Annotated in this window: 25 protein-coding genes; 18 read left to right on the forward strand and 7 right to left on the reverse strand. The window is 49.4% G+C overall.

Features of this window, described 5'->3' with window-relative positions; translation table 11 throughout:
- Positions 1 to 23 precede the first annotated feature (23 nt).
- From ribD to DWZ03_RS00560, 11 genes are all read left to right on the forward strand, one after another.
- Positions 24 to 1079 (forward strand): bifunctional diaminohydroxyphosphoribosylaminopyrimidine deaminase/5-amino-6-(5-phosphoribosylamino)uracil reductase RibD, encoded by a 1056-nt coding sequence (ribD, locus tag DWZ03_RS00510; RefSeq protein WP_005834757.1) that lies wholly within the window; start codon positions 24 to 26, stop codon positions 1077 to 1079.
- 134 nt (positions 1080 to 1213) lie between these two features.
- Entirely contained in the window at positions 1214 to 2578 is a 1365-nt protein-coding gene (locus DWZ03_RS00515; RefSeq protein ID WP_120128436.1) for a DUF6242 domain-containing protein, read from the forward strand.
- A 5-nt stretch (positions 2579 to 2583) separates the two neighbouring features.
- Positions 2584 to 3318: an isoprenyl transferase gene (locus tag DWZ03_RS00520; protein ID WP_005834753.1), complete on the forward strand. Its 735-nt coding sequence runs from the start codon at positions 2584 to 2586 to the stop codon at positions 3316 to 3318.
- Between the two features lie 52 nt (positions 3319 to 3370).
- Positions 3371 to 6010, forward strand: coding sequence for an outer membrane protein assembly factor BamA (gene bamA, locus DWZ03_RS00525; RefSeq protein WP_005825149.1), 2640 nt, complete (start codon positions 3371 to 3373; stop codon positions 6008 to 6010).
- 48 nt (positions 6011 to 6058) lie between these two features.
- A complete protein-coding gene (locus tag DWZ03_RS00530) occupies positions 6059 to 6574 on the forward strand; it encodes an OmpH family outer membrane protein (protein ID WP_005834752.1) in 516 nt (171 codons plus the stop codon).
- A gap of 128 nt (positions 6575 to 6702) precedes the next feature.
- A complete protein-coding gene (locus DWZ03_RS00535; RefSeq protein WP_005834750.1) occupies positions 6703 to 7209 on the forward strand; it encodes an OmpH family outer membrane protein in 507 nt (168 codons plus the stop codon).
- 109 nt (positions 7210 to 7318) lie between these two features.
- Positions 7319 to 8158: a glutamate racemase gene (gene murI, locus DWZ03_RS00540; RefSeq protein WP_005834749.1), complete on the forward strand. Its 840-nt coding sequence runs from the start codon at positions 7319 to 7321 to the stop codon at positions 8156 to 8158.
- A 75-nt stretch (positions 8159 to 8233) separates the two neighbouring features.
- On the forward strand, positions 8234 to 8473 hold the full coding sequence (locus tag DWZ03_RS00545; RefSeq protein WP_005825154.1) for a DUF2007-related protein: 240 nt from the start codon (positions 8234 to 8236) through the stop codon (positions 8471 to 8473).
- Entirely contained in the window at positions 8463 to 9542 is a 1080-nt protein-coding gene (gene proB / locus DWZ03_RS00550; protein ID WP_005825155.1) for a glutamate 5-kinase, read from the forward strand. The genes DWZ03_RS00545 and proB overlap by 11 nt, the downstream gene beginning before the upstream one ends.
- 66 nt (positions 9543 to 9608) lie before the next feature.
- On the forward strand, positions 9609 to 10856 hold the full coding sequence (locus DWZ03_RS00555) for a glutamate-5-semialdehyde dehydrogenase (protein ID WP_008662864.1): 1248 nt from the start codon (positions 9609 to 9611) through the stop codon (positions 10854 to 10856).
- A gap of 44 nt (positions 10857 to 10900) precedes the next feature.
- Positions 10901 to 11854, forward strand: a complete 954-nt coding sequence (locus DWZ03_RS00560) for an acetylornithine carbamoyltransferase (RefSeq protein WP_005825157.1) — start codon at positions 10901 to 10903, stop codon at positions 11852 to 11854.
- 141 nt (positions 11855 to 11995) lie between these two features.
- Here the strand turns inward: DWZ03_RS00560 and DWZ03_RS00565 are convergent, their stop codons facing one another.
- The 7 genes from DWZ03_RS00565 to rpmH form a co-directional block, all read right to left on the reverse strand.
- Positions 11996 to 12382 (reverse strand): rhodanese-like domain-containing protein, encoded by a 387-nt coding sequence (locus DWZ03_RS00565; protein WP_008662859.1) that lies wholly within the window; start codon positions 12380 to 12382, stop codon positions 11996 to 11998.
- Between the two features lie 13 nt (positions 12383 to 12395).
- Entirely contained in the window at positions 12396 to 13064 is a 669-nt protein-coding gene (locus DWZ03_RS00570) for a hypothetical protein (RefSeq protein ID WP_120128438.1), read from the reverse strand.
- Positions 13065 to 13068: 4 nt separating this feature from the next.
- Positions 13069 to 14226, reverse strand: a complete 1158-nt coding sequence (locus DWZ03_RS00575) for a hypothetical protein (protein ID WP_005834743.1) — start codon at positions 14224 to 14226, stop codon at positions 13069 to 13071.
- Between the two features lie 12 nt (positions 14227 to 14238).
- On the reverse strand, positions 14239 to 15219 hold the full coding sequence (locus tag DWZ03_RS00580; RefSeq protein ID WP_005825166.1) for a D-alanine--D-alanine ligase: 981 nt from the start codon (positions 15217 to 15219) through the stop codon (positions 14239 to 14241).
- Positions 15216 to 16286, reverse strand: coding sequence for an RluA family pseudouridine synthase (locus DWZ03_RS00585; RefSeq protein ID WP_120128440.1), 1071 nt, complete (start codon positions 16284 to 16286; stop codon positions 15216 to 15218). Before DWZ03_RS00585 ends, DWZ03_RS00580 begins: the two co-directional genes overlap by 4 nt.
- Positions 16287 to 16339: 53 nt before the next feature.
- Positions 16340 to 16987 (reverse strand): PASTA domain-containing protein, encoded by a 648-nt coding sequence (locus tag DWZ03_RS00590; RefSeq protein WP_005825170.1) that lies wholly within the window; start codon positions 16985 to 16987, stop codon positions 16340 to 16342.
- A 169-nt stretch (positions 16988 to 17156) separates the two neighbouring features.
- Entirely contained in the window at positions 17157 to 17318 is a 162-nt protein-coding gene (rpmH, locus tag DWZ03_RS00595; RefSeq protein ID WP_004292199.1) for a 50S ribosomal protein L34, read from the reverse strand.
- Positions 17319 to 17512: 194 nt separating this feature from the next.
- Between rpmH and efp the strand changes: the two genes are divergently transcribed.
- The 7 genes from efp (at position 17513) to DWZ03_RS00630 (ending at position 23607) form a co-directional block, all read left to right on the forward strand.
- Complete coding sequence (efp, locus tag DWZ03_RS00600) at positions 17513 to 18079, forward strand: elongation factor P (RefSeq protein WP_005825176.1); 567 nt, start codon at positions 17513 to 17515, stop codon at positions 18077 to 18079.
- A 145-nt stretch (positions 18080 to 18224) separates the two neighbouring features.
- On the forward strand, positions 18225 to 19214 hold the full coding sequence (locus DWZ03_RS00605) for a glycosyltransferase (protein ID WP_009037770.1): 990 nt from the start codon (positions 18225 to 18227) through the stop codon (positions 19212 to 19214).
- A 31-nt stretch (positions 19215 to 19245) separates the two neighbouring features.
- Positions 19246 to 19932 (forward strand): RadC family protein, encoded by a 687-nt coding sequence (gene radC / locus DWZ03_RS00610; protein WP_005825180.1) that lies wholly within the window; start codon positions 19246 to 19248, stop codon positions 19930 to 19932.
- 349 nt (positions 19933 to 20281) lie between these two features.
- Positions 20282 to 20593 carry a metal-sulfur cluster assembly factor gene (locus DWZ03_RS00615; RefSeq protein ID WP_005824875.1) on the forward strand — a complete coding sequence of 104 codons (312 nt, stop codon included), beginning with the start codon at positions 20282 to 20284 and terminating at the stop codon, positions 20591 to 20593.
- Positions 20594 to 20632: 39 nt separating this feature from the next.
- Positions 20633 to 21397 (forward strand): UDP-2,3-diacylglucosamine diphosphatase, encoded by a 765-nt coding sequence (locus DWZ03_RS00620; RefSeq protein WP_005824878.1) that lies wholly within the window; start codon positions 20633 to 20635, stop codon positions 21395 to 21397.
- A 41-nt stretch (positions 21398 to 21438) separates the two neighbouring features.
- Positions 21439 to 23295, forward strand: a complete 1857-nt coding sequence (locus DWZ03_RS00625; protein WP_057086993.1) for a ChbG/HpnK family deacetylase — start codon at positions 21439 to 21441, stop codon at positions 23293 to 23295.
- Positions 23296 to 23394: 99 nt separating this feature from the next.
- Entirely contained in the window at positions 23395 to 23607 is a 213-nt protein-coding gene (locus DWZ03_RS00630; RefSeq protein WP_008662841.1) for a hypothetical protein, read from the forward strand.
- Positions 23608 to 23706: the final 99 nt, after the last annotated feature.

Raw genomic sequence — 23706 nt, forward strand, 5'->3', positions numbered from 1 at the left:
TCAACCAAAAGACAAGCAAGGATATGAATTCAGAAGAAGAGAAATATATGCTGCGATGCATCCAACTGGCACAAAACGGACTTTGCAATACAGCACCCAACCCGATGGTGGGAGCGGTAATAGTATGTGACGGGAAAATCATAGGCGAGGGATACCATGTGCGCTGTGGAGAAGCCCACGCCGAGGTCAACGCCATCCGTTCCGTGAAAGACACGTCCCTGCTGAAACGTTCCACCATCTATGTCAGCCTGGAACCGTGTTCGCACTATGGCAAAACTCCTCCTTGTGCAGACCTCATCATCGAGAAGCAGATTCCACGCATCGTCATCGGGTGCCGGGACCCTTTTTCTAAGGTTGCGGGCCGAGGCATACAGAAACTGAAGGATGCCGGACGTGAAGTTATTGTCGGAGTGCTGGAAACAGAATGTCGGCAGCTCATCCGCAGGTTCATCACTTTCCATACTTTGCGACGCCCCTACATCACCCTAAAATGGGCGGAATCTTCTGACAGATATATCGATTACTCCCGCACGGACGGTAAACCGGTTATCCTCTCCAGCCCGCTGACTTCGATGCTGGTACACAAGAAACGGGCAGAGCACAGTGCCATATTAGTAGGTACCCGTACGGCTGAACTGGACAATCCCGGCCTGAATGTCCGCCATTGGTATGGTCGTTCACCGGTACGTATCGTGCTGGACCGGCAACAAAAGCTATCCCCCAGCCTTCACCTATTTGACGGTAGCGTGCCGACCCTCGTTTTTACAGAAATCCCGCACGCTCCGCTACCGAATGTAGAATATCTGCCAGTCAGCGACTACCGGCAGAATATACTCCCCGAAATCATGGAAATGCTGTATACACGCGGATTACAATCCCTTTTGGTAGAGGGTGGCAGCCAAACGCTCCAATCCTTCATTGATGCCGGATTGTGGGACGAAATCTTTGTGGAAGAAGCTCCGCACCTTCTTCATTCCGGCGTCAAAGCACCCGAAATCAGTGACGGATATCCATTTGCAACAGAGTATTCTTTCGGCAGGAGTTTTCGCCATTATACGGCCTCAAGAAACAGTCAATAGCCTCATTTCAGGGCTTTTTTATCGAGAAAAAGGGGGATATTATCTATAATTTTATATAAAACTTCCCCGTAAAGCTGTTTATAGAAAAAAATGTTCCTATTTTTGCAACTTGTAAATAAACACTAACTTTCAAAATGAGAATAAAGTTTCTATCAGTAATTGTGAGTTTTCTTATTGTGTCATTTGCTCTAAGTTCATGCCTTGACTCTGACGACAATTATGAATTCAGCTCCGATGCTACTATACATGCTTTTGGTATCGATACCATACATGGCAAACATTACAAATTTACAATTGACCAGCTCAATAGACTCATCTATAACAGAGATTCATTGCCCGTAGGTTCAGATACCATCATTGACCGTATTCTGATTGATACTATGACCGTTACCGGTAGGATAACTTCAGGCTCGCCTACCGACACGGTATTCGTCATGTCGGACTCCGTGGATTTGAGACCCGCCATGAATAACGATGCCGGCATGCTGTTCAAAGCACATGCCGCCGACGGTGTTACAGTCCGCGAATATAAATTGAAAGTTAATGTACACCTGCAAGACCCGGACTCACTCGTATGGACAGACATGCAGAAAAGGGGGAATATATTCTCCAATACCATCAATTTAGGTCAGCAAAAAGCGGTTGTACTGGGAGACGAACTATTTGTCTACACTTCCAACAGTACTGCTTACAAGACATCGACTGCGCCCGATAAATACAACTGGAGTAAAGTCAATGTCAGCAACCTCCCCTCAGACGTAAAGCTGACATCTGCCGTAGAGTATAACAATGCGCTTTATATGGTTACAGAAAGCAAAAGAGTATTCAGCTCTACCAACGGCGGCGCCTGGACAGAAGTCACTACATTGGGAGACAATGTCATAGTCCTCATCAATGGTTTCTCCGACCGGCTCTCGGGTATTGTGGAAATCAACGGAAAGCAATATTTCAACATCTGTAAAGACGGAAAGAATTGGGAAGCGGAAAACACGGCTGACAACCTTACCCTTGAGGAAGTCCCGGCAGGATTCCCTACCGAAAACATATCCACCACCCAGACCAACACCGGCAATGGTGTAGAGAAGGTGGTTCTGGCAGGAATGCCGCTGGCCAACGAACAAGAGACAATACCCTGGTTCTCATTGGACGGCAAAGGCTGGGCAAGCCTGGCTAACACGGTGTACGACACATCTTGTCCCGGCATGGTCAACCCTGCCATTATGTACTATGGCGACATGTTCTATTGCTTTGGAGGAGAACTTGACGCCATCTACAACTCCATCACAGGCATTGCGTGGAGCAAGACAGAAACCAAGTTCCTGCTACCCCAGGAATTCAAAGGGAAAGGCGCGTACTCCATTATAGTGGAACCGACGAAAGACAAAACTGTGGCCCCGGCAGACAAACGGGACTTCATTTGGGTGATATTCGGCGGTAACGGCACCAAGAATGAAGTATGGCGCGGACGTCTTAACAGATTGGGCTTCGAAATACAATAATAATGATGTCATATAAGGAAGAAATCGATCTAAACCGGATACCCCAGCACGTGGCGATTATCATGGACGGTAACGGACGGTGGGCCAAGCAGCGTGGACACGAACGCAGCTATGGACATCAGGCCGGCGCAGAGACTGTGCACGTCATTGCAGAGGAAGCCGCTAAATTAGGAGTCAGATACCTTACTTTATATACGTTCTCTACCGAGAACTGGAATCGTCCGTCGGACGAGGTAGCCGCCTTGATGGGATTGCTCTTCGACTCCATAGAGGAAGAGACGTTCATGAAGAACAATATCAGTTTCCGGGTAATAGGAGATATTGAAAAACTGCCTGCCAACGTACAGCAACGGCTCAACACTTGCGTGGCACACACCTCCCACAACACGGGAATGTGCCTGGTACTGGCATTGAGCTACTCTTCCCGCTGGGAAATAACGGAAGCTGCCCGGCAAATAGCCGACCTGGTACAGAAAGGTGAGCTGAAACCCGAACAAATCGACAGTGAGCTCATATCCCGTCATCTGACAACCCACTTCATGCCCGACCCCGACCTGCTGATACGTACCGGAGGAGAGCTCCGCCTTAGTAACTACATGCTCTGGCAATGCGCCTATTCGGAACTTTATTTCTGTGATACCTATTGGCCCGACTTCCGTGAAGAAGAATTACGCAAAGCCATATGTGACTATCAGAAACGCGAACGCAGGTTCGGCAAGACCAGCGAGCAAATCAATTAATCACCGGACACACAAATAGTAAATAGTAAATTGTAAAATAGTAAATAAAAAGATGCACTATCGTATTTTCTCCATACTCGTAACGTTTGTCTGCCTTTTCGGCTGCGCACTGACAACAGCAGCACAGGACGTAAACAACACCGATGAAACCGAAAAGCCGGTTATACTCTATTCGGGAACACCCAAGAAGTATGAAATAGCCGACATTAAGGTCGAAGGAGCCCAGAACTATGAGGATTATGTAATTGTCGGATTGTCCGGACTATCCAAAGGGCAGACTATCACCGTGCCGGGTGACGAGATTACACAAGCTTGTAAGCGCTACTGGCGCCACGGTCTGTTCTCTGACGTGGAAATTACAGCAGACAAGATTGAAGGCGACCAAATTTGGCTGACCATTCATCTGACCATGCGTCCGCGTGTTTCCGACATACGCTACAACGGTGTGAAGAAGTCAGAGCGTGAAGACCTGGAAAGCAGAATCGGCATGATAAAGGGCGGTCAGATTACACCTAATCTGGTGGACCGCGCCAAGACCTTGATAAAGCGCTATTTTGACGACAAGGGCTTCAAGAATGCAGATGTAATCATCACCCAACGTGATGATCCGGAAAAGAAGAATGAAGTGATTGTCAACATCGACATCGACAAGAAGGAGAAAGTGAAAGTACATCAAATCACCATTGTAGGCAACGAGGCCCTCACGACCAAGAAGCTGAAGCGTGTGATGAAGAAAACAAACGAAAAGGGCAAGCTGCTCAATCTGTTCCGCACCAAGAAATTCATTGAGGACAACTACGAAGCGGACAAACAGCTGATTATCGACAAATACAACGAACTGGGTTATCGTGACGCCATCATCGTGACAGACAGTATCAAGCCCTACGATGACCGCACGGTAGACATCTTCATGCAGATTGAGGAAGGACAGAAATACTATCTCCGCAATGTAACCTGGGTAGGTAACACACTGTATCCTTCCGAACAACTGAACTTCCTCCTCCAGATGAAGAAGGGTGATGTCTACAACCAAAAGTTACTTGAAGAGCGTACAATGACCGATGACGATGCCATCGGTAACCTTTACTACAACAACGGTTATCTGTTCTACAGCCTCGAACCGGTGGAAGTAAACATCGTGGGCGACTCCATCGACCTGGAAATGCGTATCTACGAAGGTCGCCAGGCTACCATCAATAAAGTCAGCATCAACGGTAACGACCGTTTGTATGAAAACGTAGTACGCCGTGAACTCCGTACCCGTCCGGGCGAACTCTTCAGCCGTGAAGACCTGATGCGTTCCATGCGTGAAATCCAGCAGATGGGACACTTCGACCCCGAACAAATCCAGCCCGACATCCAGCCGAGACCGGAAGACGGCACGGTAGACATCGGTTATGACCTTGTATCCAAAGCCAACGACCAGGTAGAGTTCTCCGCCGGTTGGGGACAAACGGGTATTATCGGTAAGTTAAGTCTGAAGTTCACCAACTTCTCTCTGTCCAACCTGCTGCATCCGGGTGAGAACTACCGCGGTATCCTCCCGCAAGGCGATGGTCAGACATTGACCATCAGCGGCCAGACCAATGCCAAATACTATCAGTCATACAGCGTTTCATTCTACGACCCGTGGTTTGGCGGTAAACGCCCGAATGCATTCTCCGTATCGGCTTTCTATTCCCGCCAGACCGACATCAGTAGCCGTTATTACAATTCAGCCTACATGAACAGCTATTACAACAGCTATTATAGCGGTATGTATGGCTACGGTATGTACAACTACGGCAATTACAACAACTACGAGAATTATTACGACCCGGACAAATCTATCCAGATGTATGGTCTTGCAGTGATGTTCGGTAAGCGTTTGAAGTGGCCGGATGACTACTTCCAGTTCACAGCCGAGTTGTCTTACCAACGCTATGTTCTGAGTGACTGGCAGTACTTCCCGGTTACCAACGGTAAGTGTAATAACCTCAGCCTCAACCTGACCTTGTCCCGTAGCTCTATCGACAACCCGATTTATCCGCGCCAAGGTTCCGAGTTCTCGTTGTCTGCACAAATCACACCGCCTTTCTCTCTGTTCGACGGTACCGATTACAGCAAGTACAGCACCAGCAGCCAGGAAGACATGAACAAGATGCACAAGTGGATTGAATACCACAAGTGGAAATTCAAATCCAAAGTCTACATCCCGTTGATGGACCCGATTACCGTCAAACGTACTCCGGTGCTGATGGGACGTGTAGAATTCGGTTTGCTGGGACACTACAACAAATACAAAAAGTCTCCGTTCGAAACGTTTGACGTGGGTGGTGACGGTATGACCGGCTACTCCAGCTATGCTACAGAAAGTATCGCCCTCCGTGGTTATGAGAACAGTTCATTGACTCCATACGGTTCTGAAGGTTATGCCTATACACGTCTCGGACTGGAATTAAGATATCCTTTGATGCTCGAAACAAGTACCAGCATTTATGCGTTAACGTTTGTGGAAGCCGGTAATGCATGGCATGATGTCAATAAGTTCAACCCGTTCGAGTTGAAACGTTCAGCCGGTGTCGGTGTCCGTATCTTCCTCCCGATGATTGGTATGATGGGGATTGACTGGGCTTACGGTTTCGACAAAATAATGGGTTCCTCGCAATATGGCGGTAGCCAGTTCCACTTCATCCTGGGACAAGAATTCTAAGCAATGGACGATAGACAATTATCCATCGTCAATTAAATAAATATCGTTATGAAGAAGAGTTTATTGATCCTTTTTACGCTGTTTGCAGTAAGTATAACAGCCGGTGCACAGAAGTTCGCCTTGATTGACATGGAATATATCCTGAAAAATATTCCTGCTTACGAACGTGCCAATGAACAACTGGAACAAGCCTCCAGACAATGGCAGAGTGAAGTCGAAAAGATTTCCGAAGAAGCCAAGACTCTGTACAAGAACTATCAGTCTCAGATTGCTTCCCTTTCTGAAACACAGAGAGGCAAAAAGGAAGAAGAGATTGTCGCTAAAGAGAAATCGGCAGCCGAGCTGCGCCGCAAATACTTCGGTCCGGAAGGCGAACTGTATAAAAAACGTGAAAGTCTGATGCAACCCATTCAAGATGAAATATACAATGCTGTAAAGGAAATTGCTACACAGAACGGATATGCGGTAGTTGTAGACCGTGCTTCCGCATCAAGTATCATTTTTGCCTCGCCAAGTATTGACGTCAGCAATGAAGTACTTGCAAAACTGGGATATTCAAATTAATTTCATACATTTGTTTCAGAATATAGACTGCATTCAAGATTAAAAATAAGCTTGCTTATTTTGTATTGCGTTCAGTTTGCGCTATATTTGCCCCCAACGAATAATCATTCAAATAAATAATAAACATTATGCTTAAAAAAATCGCACTACTCGTAGTTATGTTCGCCCTCCCGCTGGGAGCTATGGCGCAAGCTAAATTCGCTCACATGAATTCTCAAGATGTAATCGCTGTTATGCCTGAATTTACCAAAGCCCAAGCTGACTTGGACGCCATGTCTAAAAAATACCAGGATGAAATGCAGCGTACCAACGAAGAATTCCAAAAGAAGTACCAAGAATTCCTGGCACAAGCCGACTCTCTGCCGAAAAACATTGCAGAAAGACGTCAGAAAGAGCTGCAGGATATGGCTCAACGTCAGGAACAGTTCCAACAAGAAGCTTATCAAAGTATGCAGAAAGCACAGCAAGATGCTATGGCTCCCATCTATAAGAAACTGGACGAAGCCATCCAAGCTGTCGGCAAAACTGAAGGTGTTGTCTACATTTTCGACTTAGCCCGTACCCCGATACCATTCGTAGGAGCACAGAGCGTTGATGTAACTGCCAAAGTCAAAACGCAATTGGGCATTAAATAATAGAATTATTTATGATAAAGCAAGCGCGGATAGTTTTATCCGCGCTTATTTTTTATACATTACTGAGAAATTTGAATTATCTTTGCATGGTACATAGCCTTTAGAACGCATGAAACAGACATTACCTTCTGCAGCCGGTCCCATCGGAATATTCGATTCCGGATATGGCGGACTGACCATCCTAAGCAAGATACGGGAAGTCCTTCCCCAATATGACTACATTTACCTGGGCGACAACGCACGTGCGCCTTACGGGACCCGCTCATTCGAGATTGTCTATGAGTTCACCTTGCAGGCAGTCACCAAACTGTTCGAGATGGGATGCCATCTCGTCATCCTGGCATGCAATACAGCTTCGGCAAAAGCCCTGCGCAACATACAAATGAATGATTTGCCCCGCCTCGACCCAATGCGTCGTGTGTTGGGAGTAATCCGCCCAACCGTAGAATGCATAGGGAACATAACCCAAAGCCGCCATGTGGGAGTGCTTGCCACAGCAGGAACCATCAAGTCTGAATCCTATCCGCTGGAAGTGCATAAACTCTTCCCCGACATCAAAGTGAGCGGTGAAGCCTGCCCTCTATGGGTATCCCTCGTAGAAAACAACGAGGCACAAGGTGAGGGTACCGACTACTTCATACGCAAGAACATCGGCAACCTGCTGGCCAAAGACACACAGATAGATACCGTCATTCTAGGCTGCACGCACTTCCCGCTGCTGCTGCCCAAGATACAGCAATACATGCCCGACGGCATCACGACCGTCACCCAAGGGGAACTGGTGGCAGACAGTCTGAAAGACTATCTTCACCGCCATCCGGAAATGGACAAAAAATGTACCAAAGGTGGAAGATGCGTCTACCGCACCACGGAATCGGAGGAGAAATTCACAGAATCGGCTTCTACTTTCCTGAATGAATCGATAAGAGTTGAGAGGATTGAACTATAAATTCGTCAGCATTAAACATTAAAACAAAAACATTTGTTATATTTGTAAGACAGAAACCTCTAAATTCATACCATCATGAAAGAAGAAGACAAAAGCAAACTCGTTGAGGTGTTCACCGGTTCACCGTGGGAAGCAGAACTCGTAAAGAGCCTGCTGGGAAATAGTGATATTGAAGCTGTAACAAAAGACGGAATGGTAGTAAACGTTGTACTGCCTGCCACTGCGGTAGATGTTTCCGTTCTCGTCAATGAGAAGGACTACGAAGCCGCCATGGAAGTAGTCCGTGAATACGAAAAGAGAGAAAATGGAGATTGATTTCAATAGAATTGCTGTCAAGGTAGGCAGCAATGTTTTAACACGTCGTGACGGCACTCTCGACGTCACCCGCATGTCCGCTTTGGTGGACCAGATAGCCGAGCTGCACAAGGCCGGCATAGAAATAATACTTGTTTCTTCCGGAGCCGTTGCTTCGGGACGTAGTGAAGTGCACCCCACCAAGAAGTTGGACAGCGTAGACCAGCGCCAGCTCTTTTCCGCTGTAGGGCAGGCCAAACTCATCAACCGCTACTACGAGCTGTTCCGAGAGCATGGCATCCCCGTGGGACAAGTGCTCACAATGAAAGAGAACTTTTCCACCCGCCGCCATTACCTCAACCAGAAAAACTGTATGACCGTAATGCTGGAGAACGGCGTCATTCCTATTGTCAATGAGAACGACACCATCTCCGTAAGTGAACTGATGTTCACCGACAACGATGAGCTGTCCGGCCTGATAGCCTCCATGATGGATGCCCAGGCACTAATCATTCTCAGCAATATAGACGGTATCTACAACGGTTCACCCGCCGACCCGGAGTCTCAAGTCATCCGTGAAATAGAACAAGGCAAAGACCTCTCCTCCTACATACAAACTTCCAAATCCAGCTTCGGACGCGGCGGCATGCTGACAAAAACCAACATTGCCCGCAAAGTGGCGGATGAGGGCATCACAGTAATCATAGCCAACGGGAAGCGGGACAACATCCTCGTGAAAATAATGAATAATGAAGAATTAAACTATACCCGTTTCATTCCGTCTCCGGAACCGGTATCGAGCATCAAGAAATGGATTGCGCACAGCGAAGGGTTTGCCAAAGGCGAACTGCACATCAATCATTGTGCCACCGAACTGCTCTTCTCGGACAAAGCAGTAAGCATCCTACCGGTAGGCATCACTGACGTTATAGGCGAGTTCGAGAAGGACGACATCGTACGGATTATCGACTTCGGCGGTAAACCCATCGGTGTGGGAAAAGCCAACTGTGACTCCAGCCAGGCACGGGAAACAATGGGAAAACATGGAAAGAAACCCGTAGTGCACTACGACTACCTATATATAGAATAGGCCACAGACGGATACTATCCACGATATTCATACTTGCATATTTATCACTCTATACTCAGTAAGAAAATGAACTTAAACAAAACTTTTGTCGCCGTACAAGATGCCAGCCGTAACATGCTAGCGTTGAGCGACAAAGAAATCAACCAAATATTACTGGCTGTTGCAGACGCTGCCATAAACAAAACAGACTTCATTCTGAGTGAAAACCAGAAGGATTTGGAGCGTATGCCTTCTACCGACCCTAAATACGACCGCCTAAAACTGACAAAAAGCCGTTTGCAGGACATCGCTGCGGACATCCGCAACGTAGCCGCCCTCCCTTCTCCTTTGAGAAAAGTCCTTAAAGAGAACGTATTACCCAACGGATTGAAGATAAAAAGGGTCAGTGTACCTTTCGGTGTCATAGGCATTATCTACGAAGCCCGTCCCAACGTCAGTTTCGATGTATTCTCACTCTGCCTTAAAAGCGGCAATGCCTGTATTCTGAAAGGCGGAAGCGATGCAGACTATTCCAACCGTGCCATAATCAGCGTGATACACGAGGTATTGGAGCATTTCAACGTAGATACACATATCGTGGAACTGCTTCCTGCCGACAGAGAGGCGACTGCCGAACTACTGCATGCCAACGATTATGTAGATTTGATAATTCCGCGCGGCAGCAGCAGCCTGATAAACTTCGTACGCCAGAATGCCACAGTACCGGTTATAGAGACAGGTGCCGGCGTATGCCATACGTTCTTCGACCGCTATGGCGATATAAGCATAGGTCCATCTATCATTGCCAATGCAAAGACACGCCGGGTCAGTGTATGCAACGCTTTGGATTGCCTGATTATCGAAGCCGACAGCCTGGCTAATTTGCCCGACCTATGCCTGCCGCTGCAATCAAGCAATGTAGAGATATTTGCCGATGAACCCGCCTACCACAGTTTGCATGGCAAATATCCCGCCGAACTGTTGAGACTTGCCACTGAAGACTGCTACGGCAGAGAGTTCCTGGACTACAAGATGGCCATTAAAACCGTGAATTCTTTCCAGGAAGCATTGGCACATATCCGGAAGTACGGTTCCAAACATAGCGAATGCATCATTACGGACGACAAGACACGTGCCGAATGGTTCTGCCGGGAAGTGGACGCCGCTTGCGTATACGTCAATGCACCGACCTCTTTCACCGACGGCGCACAATTCGGACTCGGTGCCGAGATCGGCATCAGCACACAGAAGCTGCACGCCCGCGGTCCGATGGCTCTGGAAGAAATCACCACATACAAATGGATTGTCGAAGGTTCCGGACAGACCAGACCTTGACAGCCGAATAACAAAGATATAGATACACTAAAAAGACTGTAAATATGAAGAACTTTACTTGCGTGCAGGACATCGGCAACCTGAAGTCTGCACTGGACGAAGCATTCGAGATTAAAAAAGACCGTTTCAAATATGTGGAACTGGGACGTAACAAAACGCTGATGATGATTTTCTTCAACTCCAGCCTGCGCACCCGCCTCAGCACACAAAAGGCCGCATTGAATCTGGGCATGAACGTAATTGTACTGGACATCAACCAGGGAGCCTGGAAACTGGAGACAGAGCGTGGCGTCATCATGGACGGTGACAAACCGGAACACTTACTGGAAGCCATTCCCGTGATGGGCTGCTATTGCGACGTCATCGGCGTACGTTCTTTTGCACGCTTCGAAAATAAGGAAGACGATTACAACGAAGTGATACTGGAGCAGTTCATCAAGCATTCCGGCCGGCCGGTATTCTCCATGGAGGCTGCCACACGCCATCCGCTGCAGAGTTTTGCCGACCTGATAACCATTGAGGAATATAAGAAGACGGCACGCCCCAAAGTAGTGATGACATGGGCTCCACATCCGCGTCCATTGCCCCAGGCTGTCCCCAACTCCTTTGCCGAATGGATGAATGCAACTGATTATGACTTTGTGATTACACATCCCGAAGGTTATGAACTCGACCCCAAGTTCGTAGGAAATGCCCGCGTAGAATATGACCAGATGAAAGCTTTTGAAGGAGCCGATTTTGTCTATGCCAAGAACTGGGCGGCCTATACAGGCGACAACTACGGACAAATATTGAGCAAAGACCGCACCTGGACAGTAGGCGAGCGCCAGATGGCCGTTACCAACAATGCCTACTTCATGCACTGCCTGCCGGTTCGACGCAACATGATTGTGACGGATGATGTGATAGAAAGCCCGCAGTCCATCGTAATCCCCGAAGCGGCCAACCGGGAGATTTCAGCAACAGTGGTGCTAAAGAGACTGCTTGAAAGCCTCTAACCAGAGGACAAGACTACTTTATTCTTTTTAGGCGCGGATTACGCGGAAAACGCGGATTCTTTTCTTAAATTTTTTCCGTGGAATCCGCGTAATCCTCGCCTAAAAAGAAATTATAGCAAATGCATTTCAGCTACACCGCTATTACTTTTCCACTTCTTTGCCCGCTTCTTCCCAACCGATGAAACCTTTGTCAAGGTCATAGATTATATATCCTTTTTTGCTCAGTATGGCAGCGGCCTTTTTACTACGCTTACCACTACGACAATATACTGCAACCGGTTTGTCCTTCTGCAGAGTGGAGTCGGCCATCGTTTCAAACGACTCATCCAATACATTAATATTGATACTGTGGGGCACGTGTCCTTCCGAGTATTCGGCAACAGTACGCACATCCAGAAGCTGCACCTCCGGATTGGCTATCAATGTGGAAAAGTCATCTACCGAAACAGACTTGAACTGTCCCTCCTTCTGCTGGCAGGAAAAGAGGGTGGTAAAAACGAGGCAAAGGCCCGCGAACAATGTCTTCATCGAATATTTCATTTTAGTCAGGGTTATAAACAAAATCGTAAGTCTTGATGTCGCCGGAATAAGTGTGCACACTGAAATGAACCATAACCTTCTGTATACCCTCTGCCGCATACTGCCGCAAAGGTACGGAAGCGTAGGCACGCCTGGTATAAGACACCACCTCCTCCTTTGCGTCATGATACAGCGTCAGATATACTTCACTACACCCGGTAGCAGTATCCACAATCACTTCATCCTCAACAAAATGGAACTTATGTTCACCATTCTCCTTGACTATCAGTGTCATATTGAGATAGTCGAGTCCCATCCAGATACCCAGCACATCAGTAGGGTCTGTCTTGACGCCCTCCTCGAACTTGTCGGCCGTTTGGGGAACGACAGAAAGAACACCGCTCAAGGCATACAGCACCGCACCGGCAGTTCCATCGGCAGTTACCTCCGAAGCATAATTACTGATGACACGTACCGAAGCGTTTGCCTCTATGTTCGTCTTTGTCTTGTCCTCCACTACCGGCAAGGTTTCCCCTTCATCCGTCACAACAGACCGCAGATAGCCGTCAGCCCCCGAAAAGGCAGTCAAGAATTCCAACTTCACGGAAGGATAATGATAATCATCATCGCCACAACCAGCCAACAGACAGGCCAACAAAGGCAAAAGCCACCAATCACAGTACTTCTTCATGTATTCATTCTTTTATAGCCGCCAGATAATTCTTCAACGGGTTGGCATACATCAGCAGCATTTTTCCGCGCAGAAAGTCCACGTCCTTATTAGGAATGGAGATACGCTCCAACTGTTGTTCTATATAGGCCGTGAAGCGCTGCTTATCCTCGGCAGTGTAATGGTCGGAAAAATCCTCCTTCCCCTCGAGAAGGTCGTGTGCCACATAATTATTGGGATACATCCGGTAGCTGGCATGAATGCGTTTGTCTATCAGTGCAGACATGCGTGCAAAGAGTTCGGGCTTCGGAAGTGAACGGTCCATCTTCGCCAATTCATCATTCATGCAGGCACCCGTCTGGAAATGTACCCGCCCTTTATAGCCGAACAGTCCGGTCTGCATATTCAGCAAGTCGTCAGCCGTCGTTTTCTTATAGCCTTCAATGTCCCGTTTCAGTTGGAACTCCTGCGCTTTCAGGAAGTCGCAAGGGTCGTATTCATAGGAAATGGCAAGCGGAGCTATATTCATTTCCATTAAGCGGTCAATGACGTCGCCTTCACCGCCTATTGCCAGCATCTTCAGCACACTGTCCTGCGTGCGGTCGTTGGAATCCTTGGCACGCCCTTCACGTTGTGCAATCCAGATAGACTGTTTCTTCTCACTGATGGTATAATGCATATAGCGGGACATGCGTGCGGAAGCCTCCAGCATCTGGCGCATGGTCAACGCACGCAGCACGATGAAGGACTTGTTGACACGCACGAATTTCTTAATCCACGGATAGACAAGCAGGTTGTCGCCAATGGCTATCTCTACCGTATCCATACCCTGGTCTACCAAAAGAATGGACAAGAAACCGGAATCGAGAATAATGTCGCGATGATTGGAGATATAGGTATACGCCGCCGACTTGTCTGCCGGCAACGCGGTATGGTCCAAAGTCAATCCATCCGTAACCTCCTTCGCCAATTTCCACAGAAGCCCATAGCAGAAGGTCTTCTGAAATTCCAGCTTGGTTTTACACGCGCGCATTTTCTGCGACCAGACTTCAAAAGGTACACCAGGCATCACAGTATCCACTGCCTGCCGGAACGCCGCATCGGCAATCAGTTCCTCATAGACTTGAGGAAGTTCCTCATCATGATAAGGACGGATTTCATCAAATTCCACGTTCGCATTCATAATGAATAATGATTAATCCTTAAACTTGTTTTCTATAATATCTGTCATTACATCCTTCATCTCCATTCCGGCAGCACGAACCTGCTGGGGAATAAAGCTGGTGGCAGTCATTCCGGGGGTGGTATTCACCTCCAGCAGATTGATTTTTTCCCCTTCGGTAATGATATAGTCCACACGGATAATGCCGTAGGCCCCGAGTATATCATAAATGGCAGAAGTCAGCGTCTGCACCCGGCGGGTCAAATCGTCCGAGATGCGGGCGGGAGTAATCTCGTCAGACGCACCATTATACTTAGCTTCATAATCGAAGTACTCGTTGTGGCTCACCACCTCCGTAATGGGGAACACTACGGACTTGTCTTTTGTTTTGTAACAGCCGCAGGTAATCTCGGTTCCGTCCATAAAGGCCTCCACCAGTACTTCCTGCGCTTCCGCAAATGCCTTGGCTATGGCAGGTTGTATCTGCTCTTTCGCCGTCACCTTGGTCACGCCGAAGCTGGAACCTCCCAAGCTGGGCTTAATGAAGCAAGGCAGACCGATTTTCTCCATCACATCTTCATCCGTTACCGACTGTCCGCCGCGCAGCAACAACGATTCGGCAATGCGCACACCGAAACCTTTCAGATACTGGTTGCAGGCAAACTTATCGTACGTGAGCGACGCTGCCAGTACTCCGCAACACGAATAAGGGATGTGGAGCATATCAAAATAGCCCTGCAGACGGCCGTCCTCACCCGGAGTTCCGTGGATGGTGATATAGGCAAAGTCGAATGTCACTTTCTCGCCATCCAGCACGAAGCTGAAGTCATTGCGGTCTACCGGAGTCTTAGCGCCGTCGGGCAGCTGTACATGCCAGTCCAGTCCGTGCATTTCTACAATATATAAGGTATACTTCTCCTTGTCGATGAAGGAGTAAATCCCCTGTGCACTACGCAGGGAGACGTGGAATTCGGAGGTATCTCCTCCGGCTACAATAGCAATCGTGCGTTTCATTCTAATTCTCTGTTACTGATATAGCCTCTCCATTTGTCTATCAGCCGGGTCATGTCATCGGGCAATTCCGAAGTGAAGTACATTTCTTCTCCGGTGACGGGATGCACAAACCCCAGCGTCATGGCATGCAATGCCTGCCGCGGACAAGTGTCGAAGCAGTTGTTTACAAATTGTTTGTATTTAGCGAAGTGGGTTCCTTTCAGGATTTCGTGTCCACCGTAACGTTCGTCGTTGAAAAGTATGTGTCCGATGTGCTTCATGTGCACACGGATTTGATGGGTGCGTCCCGTTTCAAGGATACATTCCACCAGTGTGACGTATCCCAAACGTTCGAGCACCCGGTAATGGGTGACGGCATGCTTTCCCTGGTCGTCGGGGAGGACGGTCATCTGCATGCGGTCTCTGGGATTACGACCGATATTGCCGACAACGGTCCCTTCATCCTGCTCTACATTTCCCCAGACCAGCGCCCGGTAACGGCGTTTTGTCGTCTTGTTGAAGAACTGGTTGCCGAGATTCGTCTTGGCATCCGGAGTCTTGGCTATCACCAGCAGGCCGGAGGTGTCCTTGTCGATGCGGTGCACCAGTCCCACATGCGGGTCATTGGCATCATAATCGGGATTATCCTTCATATGCCAGGCTATGGCGTTGACAAGCGTACCGTGATAGTTGCCATGACCGGGGTGCACCACCAGACCGGCAGGTTTGTTCACTACCATCAGATACTTGTCCTCATATACTATATCAAGGGGGATGTCTTCGGGGATGACTTCATTCTCATAGCGTGGACGGTCCATCATCACAGTGATTACATCCATCGGCTTCACCTTATAGCTGCTTTTCACAGCCTTGCCGTTCGCCATCACGAAGCCTGCATCGGCAGCCTTCTGGATGCGATTACGCGAGGAGTTCGTCAAGCGGTCGAACAGATACTTGTCCACCCGCACCATCTCCTGCCCCTTGTCCACCACCACACGGAAGTGTTCATAGAGTTGCGCCTCGTCACCCACCGACTCTACGTCGTCCAGCTCATCATTATCTATATCATCCGGCAATTCTTCTATCATCACGGCATTTACAATTTGACTATTTACAATTTACGATTGGAGTCAGATGTTTATCAGAACCAGGACTCATCTGCCGCAGAGTCTTCGGACAACACGGGTTCAACGGTACCTCCCACGGCATCCACTCCCAGGGAGTCTGCCTTCAAGGCGCCTCCATCTCCCACCATCAGCGTCAGCACTGCGCCGGTGGGCACTTTCTCGCCGATGGAAAGCTGACGCCCCTTATACTTCACGCCATACACCCAGTCCTTCTCACCCGGAATATACTGTATCTCGGCCAGCTTGAAGCCCGAAGCCAGAATACGCGCTTCCGCCTGCCGCAGCGAACTGTTGTCCGCCACATCGGGCACTATGTGCAGAGGGACTTCAATCGTATTGATTGTAAGATAGATGGTACGTCCTTCCTTTACCTTTTGTCCGGCTGCCGGATTATATTCGAGGATGCAGCCGGCAGGAAGAGTCTTGACATAACTGGAATCCGAAACGATGCAGACCAAGCCGCGGTTACGGAACATTTTCTCGGCTTCCTCCACTCCCATACCCTTCACATCGGGCACTATCACAGCCTCGCCGTGGCGGGTATATATATCCAGTCCTTTCAGCACTCCGAACAGCAATCCCACTACCACAACGGCCATCGCAAGGATGTTCGCCCAGAAGAACCGGTTCTGCCGGAAAGAGAAAAAATCTTTTATTGTCATAATCGATAATGCATTATTTGGGACAAAGATACAATTTTCACCACATAGTACACGGAGTTGGCAATAGTTTTTTCCGGAGAAGCGGGCACAATACATAAGAAAAGCTGCAAAAGACCAGAATCAGTCTTTTGCAGCTCCCTTATTTCTTTAATACGAACGAGAACGACTATTATGCCTTTACTCCGTTGTATTCGTCAGAAACAGTCAGTTTCTTTCTGCCTTTAGCACGACGTGCTGCCAATACTCTGCGGCCGTTTGCTGTAGCCATTCTCTCACGGAAACCGTGTTTGTTCTTTCTCTTTCTGTTCGAGGGTTGAAATGTTCTTTTCATTACTGTATCTTGTTTTATGTTATTATTCTCACGAATTCGGGCTGCAAAAATAGATACTTTTTTCAAATAAACCAAGAGATAACTCATTTTCTCTCAAAAGTTTTTGTGTTTTTTACCGATTTCCATTACTTTTGCACTCGCAAACCAGCACTAACGAAGTAAATACCAATATAATAATATTAAAGACTATAAGTATGATTAATGCCCAAGACATTAAAATCGGAACTTGCATCCGTATGGACGGCAAGCTGTATTTCTGTATCGACTTCCTGCATGTAAAGCCGGGAAAAGGTAATACTTTCATGCGCACCAAGCTGAAAGACGTGGTGAACGGTTACGTTCTGGAACGCCGTTTCAACATCGGTGAGAAACTGGAAGACGTACGTGTAGAACGTCGTCCCCACCAATACCTCTATCATGACGGTGACAACTACCAATTCATGAACCAGGAGACTTTTGACCAAATTCCCATCGCCCACGACCTCATCAACGGTGTTGACTTCCTGCTCGAAGGAATGATAGTAGACGTGGTATCAGACGCTTCTACAGAAACCGTACTCTATGCTGATGTGCCCATCAAGGTTCAGCAGAAGATTACCTATACGGAACCGGGACTGAAAGGCGACACAGCCACCAACACGCTGAAGCCCGCCACAGTAGAATCCGGCGCCACAGTCCGCGTCCCCTTGTTCATCAACGAAGGCGAGACTATCGAAATCGATACGCGCGACGGTTCTTACGTAAGCCGCGTAAAAGCATAAGCCCTTTTGGAAATCAGGCAAATGCCCTTTTCATATCATCCCCGGTGCTCCACTTGGCATCCGGGGATTTTTCTTTCCATTTATTCATCTGCAAAGCTTAAATGATATATCTTTGCGGAGATAACCAAAACATAGAGCCATACCCATGAGATACTCCGTCATCATCCCCGTATACAACCGCCCCGATGAGGTAGACGAACTGCTGCAAAGCCTGACGCGGCAAAGTTTCAAGGATTTTGAAGTGATTGTGGTGGAGGACGGCTCCTCCATCCCCTGCAAGCCGGTCACAGAGAAGTATCAGGAACTATTGGACGTGCATTACTATGACAAGCCCAACTCCGGCCCCGGGCAGACCCGTAACTACGGGGCGGAACGAAGCAAGGGCGAATACCTGATAATACTGGACTCGGACTGCATCCTGCCCGAAGGTTATTTCCTTGCTGTGGAAGAAGAGCTGCAGCACGAAGCCGCCGATGCCTTCGGAGGCCCCGACCGCGCGCACGAATCATTCACAGACATACAGAAAGCCATCAACTACTCCATGACCTCCTTCTTCACCACCGGCGGTATCCGTGGGGGGAAGAAGAAGATGGACAAGTTCTATCCGCGCAGCTTCAACATGGGTGTGCGGCGGGAAGTGTACCAAGCCCTGGGCGGATTCTCGCGGATGCGCTTCGGGGAGGACATCGACTTCAGCATCCGAATCTTCAAGGGAGGATATACATGCCGGCTGTTCCCCGGTGCCTGGGTATACCACAAGCGACGGACAGACTTCCGGAAATTCTTCAAACAGGTACACAATTCCGGGATTGCCCGCATCAATCTGTACAAGAAGTATCCGGAATCTCTGAAGCTCGTCCACCTGCTGCCGGCTGCATTTACCCTGGGAGTGGCCATATTCCTGCTGGGAACGCCCTTCTGCCCGTACAGCCTGCTGCCCATCGCTCTTTATGCGCTTCTGGTATGCATGGACTCCACTATCCGGAACCGTAGCCTCAGCATCGGGCTCTACTCCGTCGCCGCCTCCTTCATCCAGCTCATCGGATACGGGACGGGGTTCCTGCGCGCCTGGTGGAACCGCTGCATACTTGGCAAGGACGAGTTCGAGGCGTTCAAAAAGAACTTTTACAAATAAGGAGGATTAGGGGTTAAGGATTAGGGATGATATGGAGAAACTGAATATCAACCAGTGGGCTGCAGAGGACCGCCCGCGGGAAAAGATGATGCAGAAAGGGGCGGAAGCCTTGAGCGATGCCGAACTGCTAGCCATCCTCATCGGCTCCGGCAATACGGAAGAAACCGCCGTGACACTGATGCAGCGCATACTCGCCGCCTGCGGCAACGACCTCAACCGCCTGGGCAAATGGGAGGTGCGGGACTTCTCCCGATTCAAAGGCATGGGCCCCGCCAAAAGCATCACCGTCATGGCATCCCTGGAACTGGGCAAACGCCGCAAGCTGCAGGAACGCTCCGGACGTACCGCCATCCGCTCTTCCGCCGACATCTACGAGCTGTTCCATCCCCTGCTCTGCGACCTTGCCACAGAAGAATTCTGGGTACTGCTTATGAACCACGCCGCCAAAGTGATAGACAAGGTACGCATCAGCCGCGGCGGCATCGACCAGACCACCGCCGACGTGCGCAGCATCCTGCGCGAAGCCCTGCTGCAACGCGCCACACAGATAGCCCTTATCCACAACCATCCCTCCGGCAACCCGCACCCCAGCAACGACGACCAGCGGCTGACGGAACTCGTGAGGAAAGCCGCCCAAACCATGAACATACACCTGACCGACCACGTCATCGTCACGGACGGAAGCCATTACAGCTTCAACGACGAAGGATTGCTATAAATAATCCAAGTTACGGACATACTATACGAAAGACAAAAGCGGTCATAACACTAACTATCAGCACATTGTATTTACCTGCTATTTACCAGCTAATGTAAAAGCCGTTACCGCGGTATGTAAAAGCCGTTACCCTATATTGTAACGCCCTTTACCCCATATTGTAAAGACCTTTACCGCCTATTGTAAAAGGAGTTTCCCCAGGGGTAAAGGGAGTTCCCCCAGAGGGTGAAGCGTGTTTCCCCACCGTCAAACCCTTTCTGAAGTAATGAAAAGGAGGGCGTTCCTTTGCATTTTCAATTAAATTCCATAGCTTTGTTCTTTGAAAACCTATATATAAAACCCTACGAATATGACCAAATTTGAAATAGAAGAGAAAATAGTCTCCATGCTCAAGACCGTATTTGACCCGGAAATACCGGTAAATGTATACGACCTGGGACTGATTTACAAAATAGACGTCTCCGACCAGGGAGAAGCCTCCATCGACATGACGCTGACTGCCCCCAACTGTCCGGCAGCCGACTTCATCATGGAAGATGTGCGCCAGAAGGTGGAATCCATCGACGGCGTAACCTCCGCCACCATCAATCTCGTTTTCGAACCCGAGTGGGACAAGGACATGATGAGCGAAGAAGCGAAACTGGAGCTGGGATTCCTTTAAATCAGTTGAAAGTTCAAAGTTGAAAATGGAAAGTTGAAAATGAAGAATGTATATTTCCTCTCGGATGCTCACCTGGGCTCACGAGCCATCGAACACGGACGAACCCAAGAACGGAGGCTGGTCAACTTCTTGGACAGCATCAAGCACAAGGCATCGGCCGTATACCTGCTGGGAGACATGTTCGACTTCTGGTACGAATTCCGTACCGTAGTGCCCAAAGGATACACCCGCTTTCTGGGCAAGCTGTCCGAACTGACCGACCTGGGAGTAGAAGTCCACTTTTTCACGGGAAACCATGACCTTTGGTGCGGCGACTATCTGACCAAGGAGTGCGGCGTCATGATACACCGCGAACCGCTGACCACCGAAATCTTCGGAAAAGAGTTCTACCTTGCCCACGGTGACGGGCTAGGCGACCCGGACAAGAAGTTCAAGATGCTGCGCGCCATGTTCCGCAGCCGTACCCTACAGACGCTGTTCTCTGCCCTGCACCCCCGCTGGAGCATGGAGCTGGGACTGAACTGGGCCAAGCACAGCCGCTTGAAACGCATAGACGGGAAAGAACCCGCATACATGGGAGAAAACAACGAATACCTGGTGCTCTACACCAAGGAATACCTGAAAAGCCATCCCAACATCAACTACTTCATCTACGGTCACCGCCACATCGAACTGGACCTGATGCTGAGCAGTACCGCCCGCATCCTCATCCTCGGCGACTGGATAAACTACTTCTCGTACGCCGTCTTTGACGGCGAGAACCTCTTCCTTGAGAATTTTGTGGAGGGAGAGACGAAGCTATAACCCGCATTTCCAAACTGTTAACCATCATACCATTACCACCCATGAAACCTTTAAGACTGAAAAACATGATTGCCGGATGCCTGCTCGCAGCAGGAGCATTGCCGGTATGGGGACAATCCGGCGCCCCGACACTTGTCATCCGCATTGACGATCTCGGTGCCCTGCATTCCGTCAACGAAGCCTGCATCCAGACCTACCGCTCGGGTATTGCCCGCAGCGTGGAAGTGATGCCCGTAGCAGCCTGGTATCCGGAAGCCATCAAGATGCTGAAAGAAAATCCGGGACTGGACGTCGGCCTGCACCTCGTCATCACCAGCGAGTGGGAGAACGTGAAGTGGCGTCCGCTGACCCACTGCCCCAGCTTGACGGACGAGAACGGCTATTTCTACCCGATGATGTTCCCTAACCCCGCCTATCCGGGACAGTCCATCATGGAGCAGAAATGGGACATCAAGGAGATAGAGCAGGAGTTCCGCGCGCAGATAGAGACGACGCTGAAAAGCATTCCGCAACTCAGCCATCTGTCCGGACACATGCTCTCCACCGGTTTCAGCAAGGAAGTGAACGAGCTGGTGCAACGGCTCGCCAAAGAATACAACCTGCCGTCCATCGACCGCATGGACTCCTCCAAGGACTACCGGTTTACCTACATCGGGTACGACGGCCCCAAAAGAACCGCCGAAGAAAAGGAGGCCAGCTTCATCAAAGCATTGGAGAAGTTGCAACCGGGCCAGCGCTACCTTTTCTTAGACCACCCGGCACTGGACAACGATGAAATGAAAACCGTCTTCCACATCGGATATGAGGACGTGGCGCTGGACCGCCAGGGAGTGACCGACCTGCTGACAAGCCCCCGCGTCCGGAAAGCCATTGAAGACAAAGGCATAAAGCTGATTTCCATCAACCAACTGACCAAGGGCCTGCCCCGCGCCGCCGCTACTCCGAAGCTGGACAAAGCCATGAACAGATATCTGGATGCCGTAAAGAAAGCCGGACAAGACCTGCACAGTATCATGATTGTGCAACACGGCAATGTCATTGCCGAAGAATGGATGGGCGAAGGGAAAGAGGATGAGCCTCACATCCTGAACTCCGTCAGCAAGACATTCACCGCCACCGCCGTGGGACTTGCCGCCTCCGAAGGCAGGTTGAAGCTGACGGACAAGGTCATCTCCTTCTTCCCCGACAAGCTTCCGGCAACCGTCAGCGAAAATCTGGCAGCCATGACCGTACGCGACCTGCTGACCATGAACTGCGGGCACGACACCGACCCCACCGGAACGGTACGCAAAAAGGCGGACGCCGATTGGGTGCAGGAGTTCCTTGCCTTCCCCGTGGAGCACAAGCCCGGTACCTTCTACACCTACAACAGCCTGGGAACCTACATGCTCTCAGCCATCGTACAGAAAGTGACGGGCGAGAAAGTGGTGGATTATCTCTATCCCCGTCTGTTCCGCCCGCTTGGCATCGTCAACGCCCGGTGGCAGGAAAGCCCGCAAGGCATCAATACCGGAGGCTGGGGGTTGTACCTCAAAACGGAAGACCTTGCCAAGATGGGACAACTGTTCCTGCAGAAAGGAAACTGGAACGGACAGCAGATTCTGCCCGAAGAATGGGTAAAGGAGGCATCTGCCTGCCAAGTGCCCTCACTGCCCGCCGGCATGAAACCGGAGATGCTGAAGAAAGCGAAGATGAGCGCCAAGACAAGCGACTGGCTGCAGGGCTACGGCTACCAGATGTGGCGCTGCCGCCACAACGCCTACCGTGCCGATGGTGCCAACGGACAATACATACTGGTGTTGCCGGACAAGGATGCTGTCATTGCCGTCACCGCCAACATCCCCGACATGCAGGCAGAGCTGAATCTAATATGGAAGTACCTGCTGCCCGCGCTATAAAACGTTTATTCTTATAAATGATTACGAAAAAGTGAAGGTTACCGGAACTTTTTCCCGGCATGGTTGTAGTAACATCATAACATTAAAAACATTAGCGTTATGGATGATATGATTTACAGAAACGACCCGATTGCCGAAGAGAACATAGACCCGCACGGACGTCCGGCAACGGATGAATTCGAGGAATGGAGCGAAGAGGTCTCCGAACGGACAGATACCGGATACAAGGACCAGAAAATAAAATCTGCCAAGGAACGGGAGAAACGTATCCGGGAGATGGATGAAATTATAAAGAAGGACCTTAAGGAATAAATAGACAGCCACCACAGATAGCACAGATTCTCACAGATTAGTCTCTTATACTTGATATCAGAGCTTCCAATCTGTGAGAATCCGTGTAATCTGTAGTGA

The organism is Bacteroides sp. AF29-11 (genome assembly GCF_003602895.1).
GTDB lineage: Bacteria > Bacteroidota > Bacteroidia > Bacteroidales > Bacteroidaceae > Bacteroides > Bacteroides uniformis.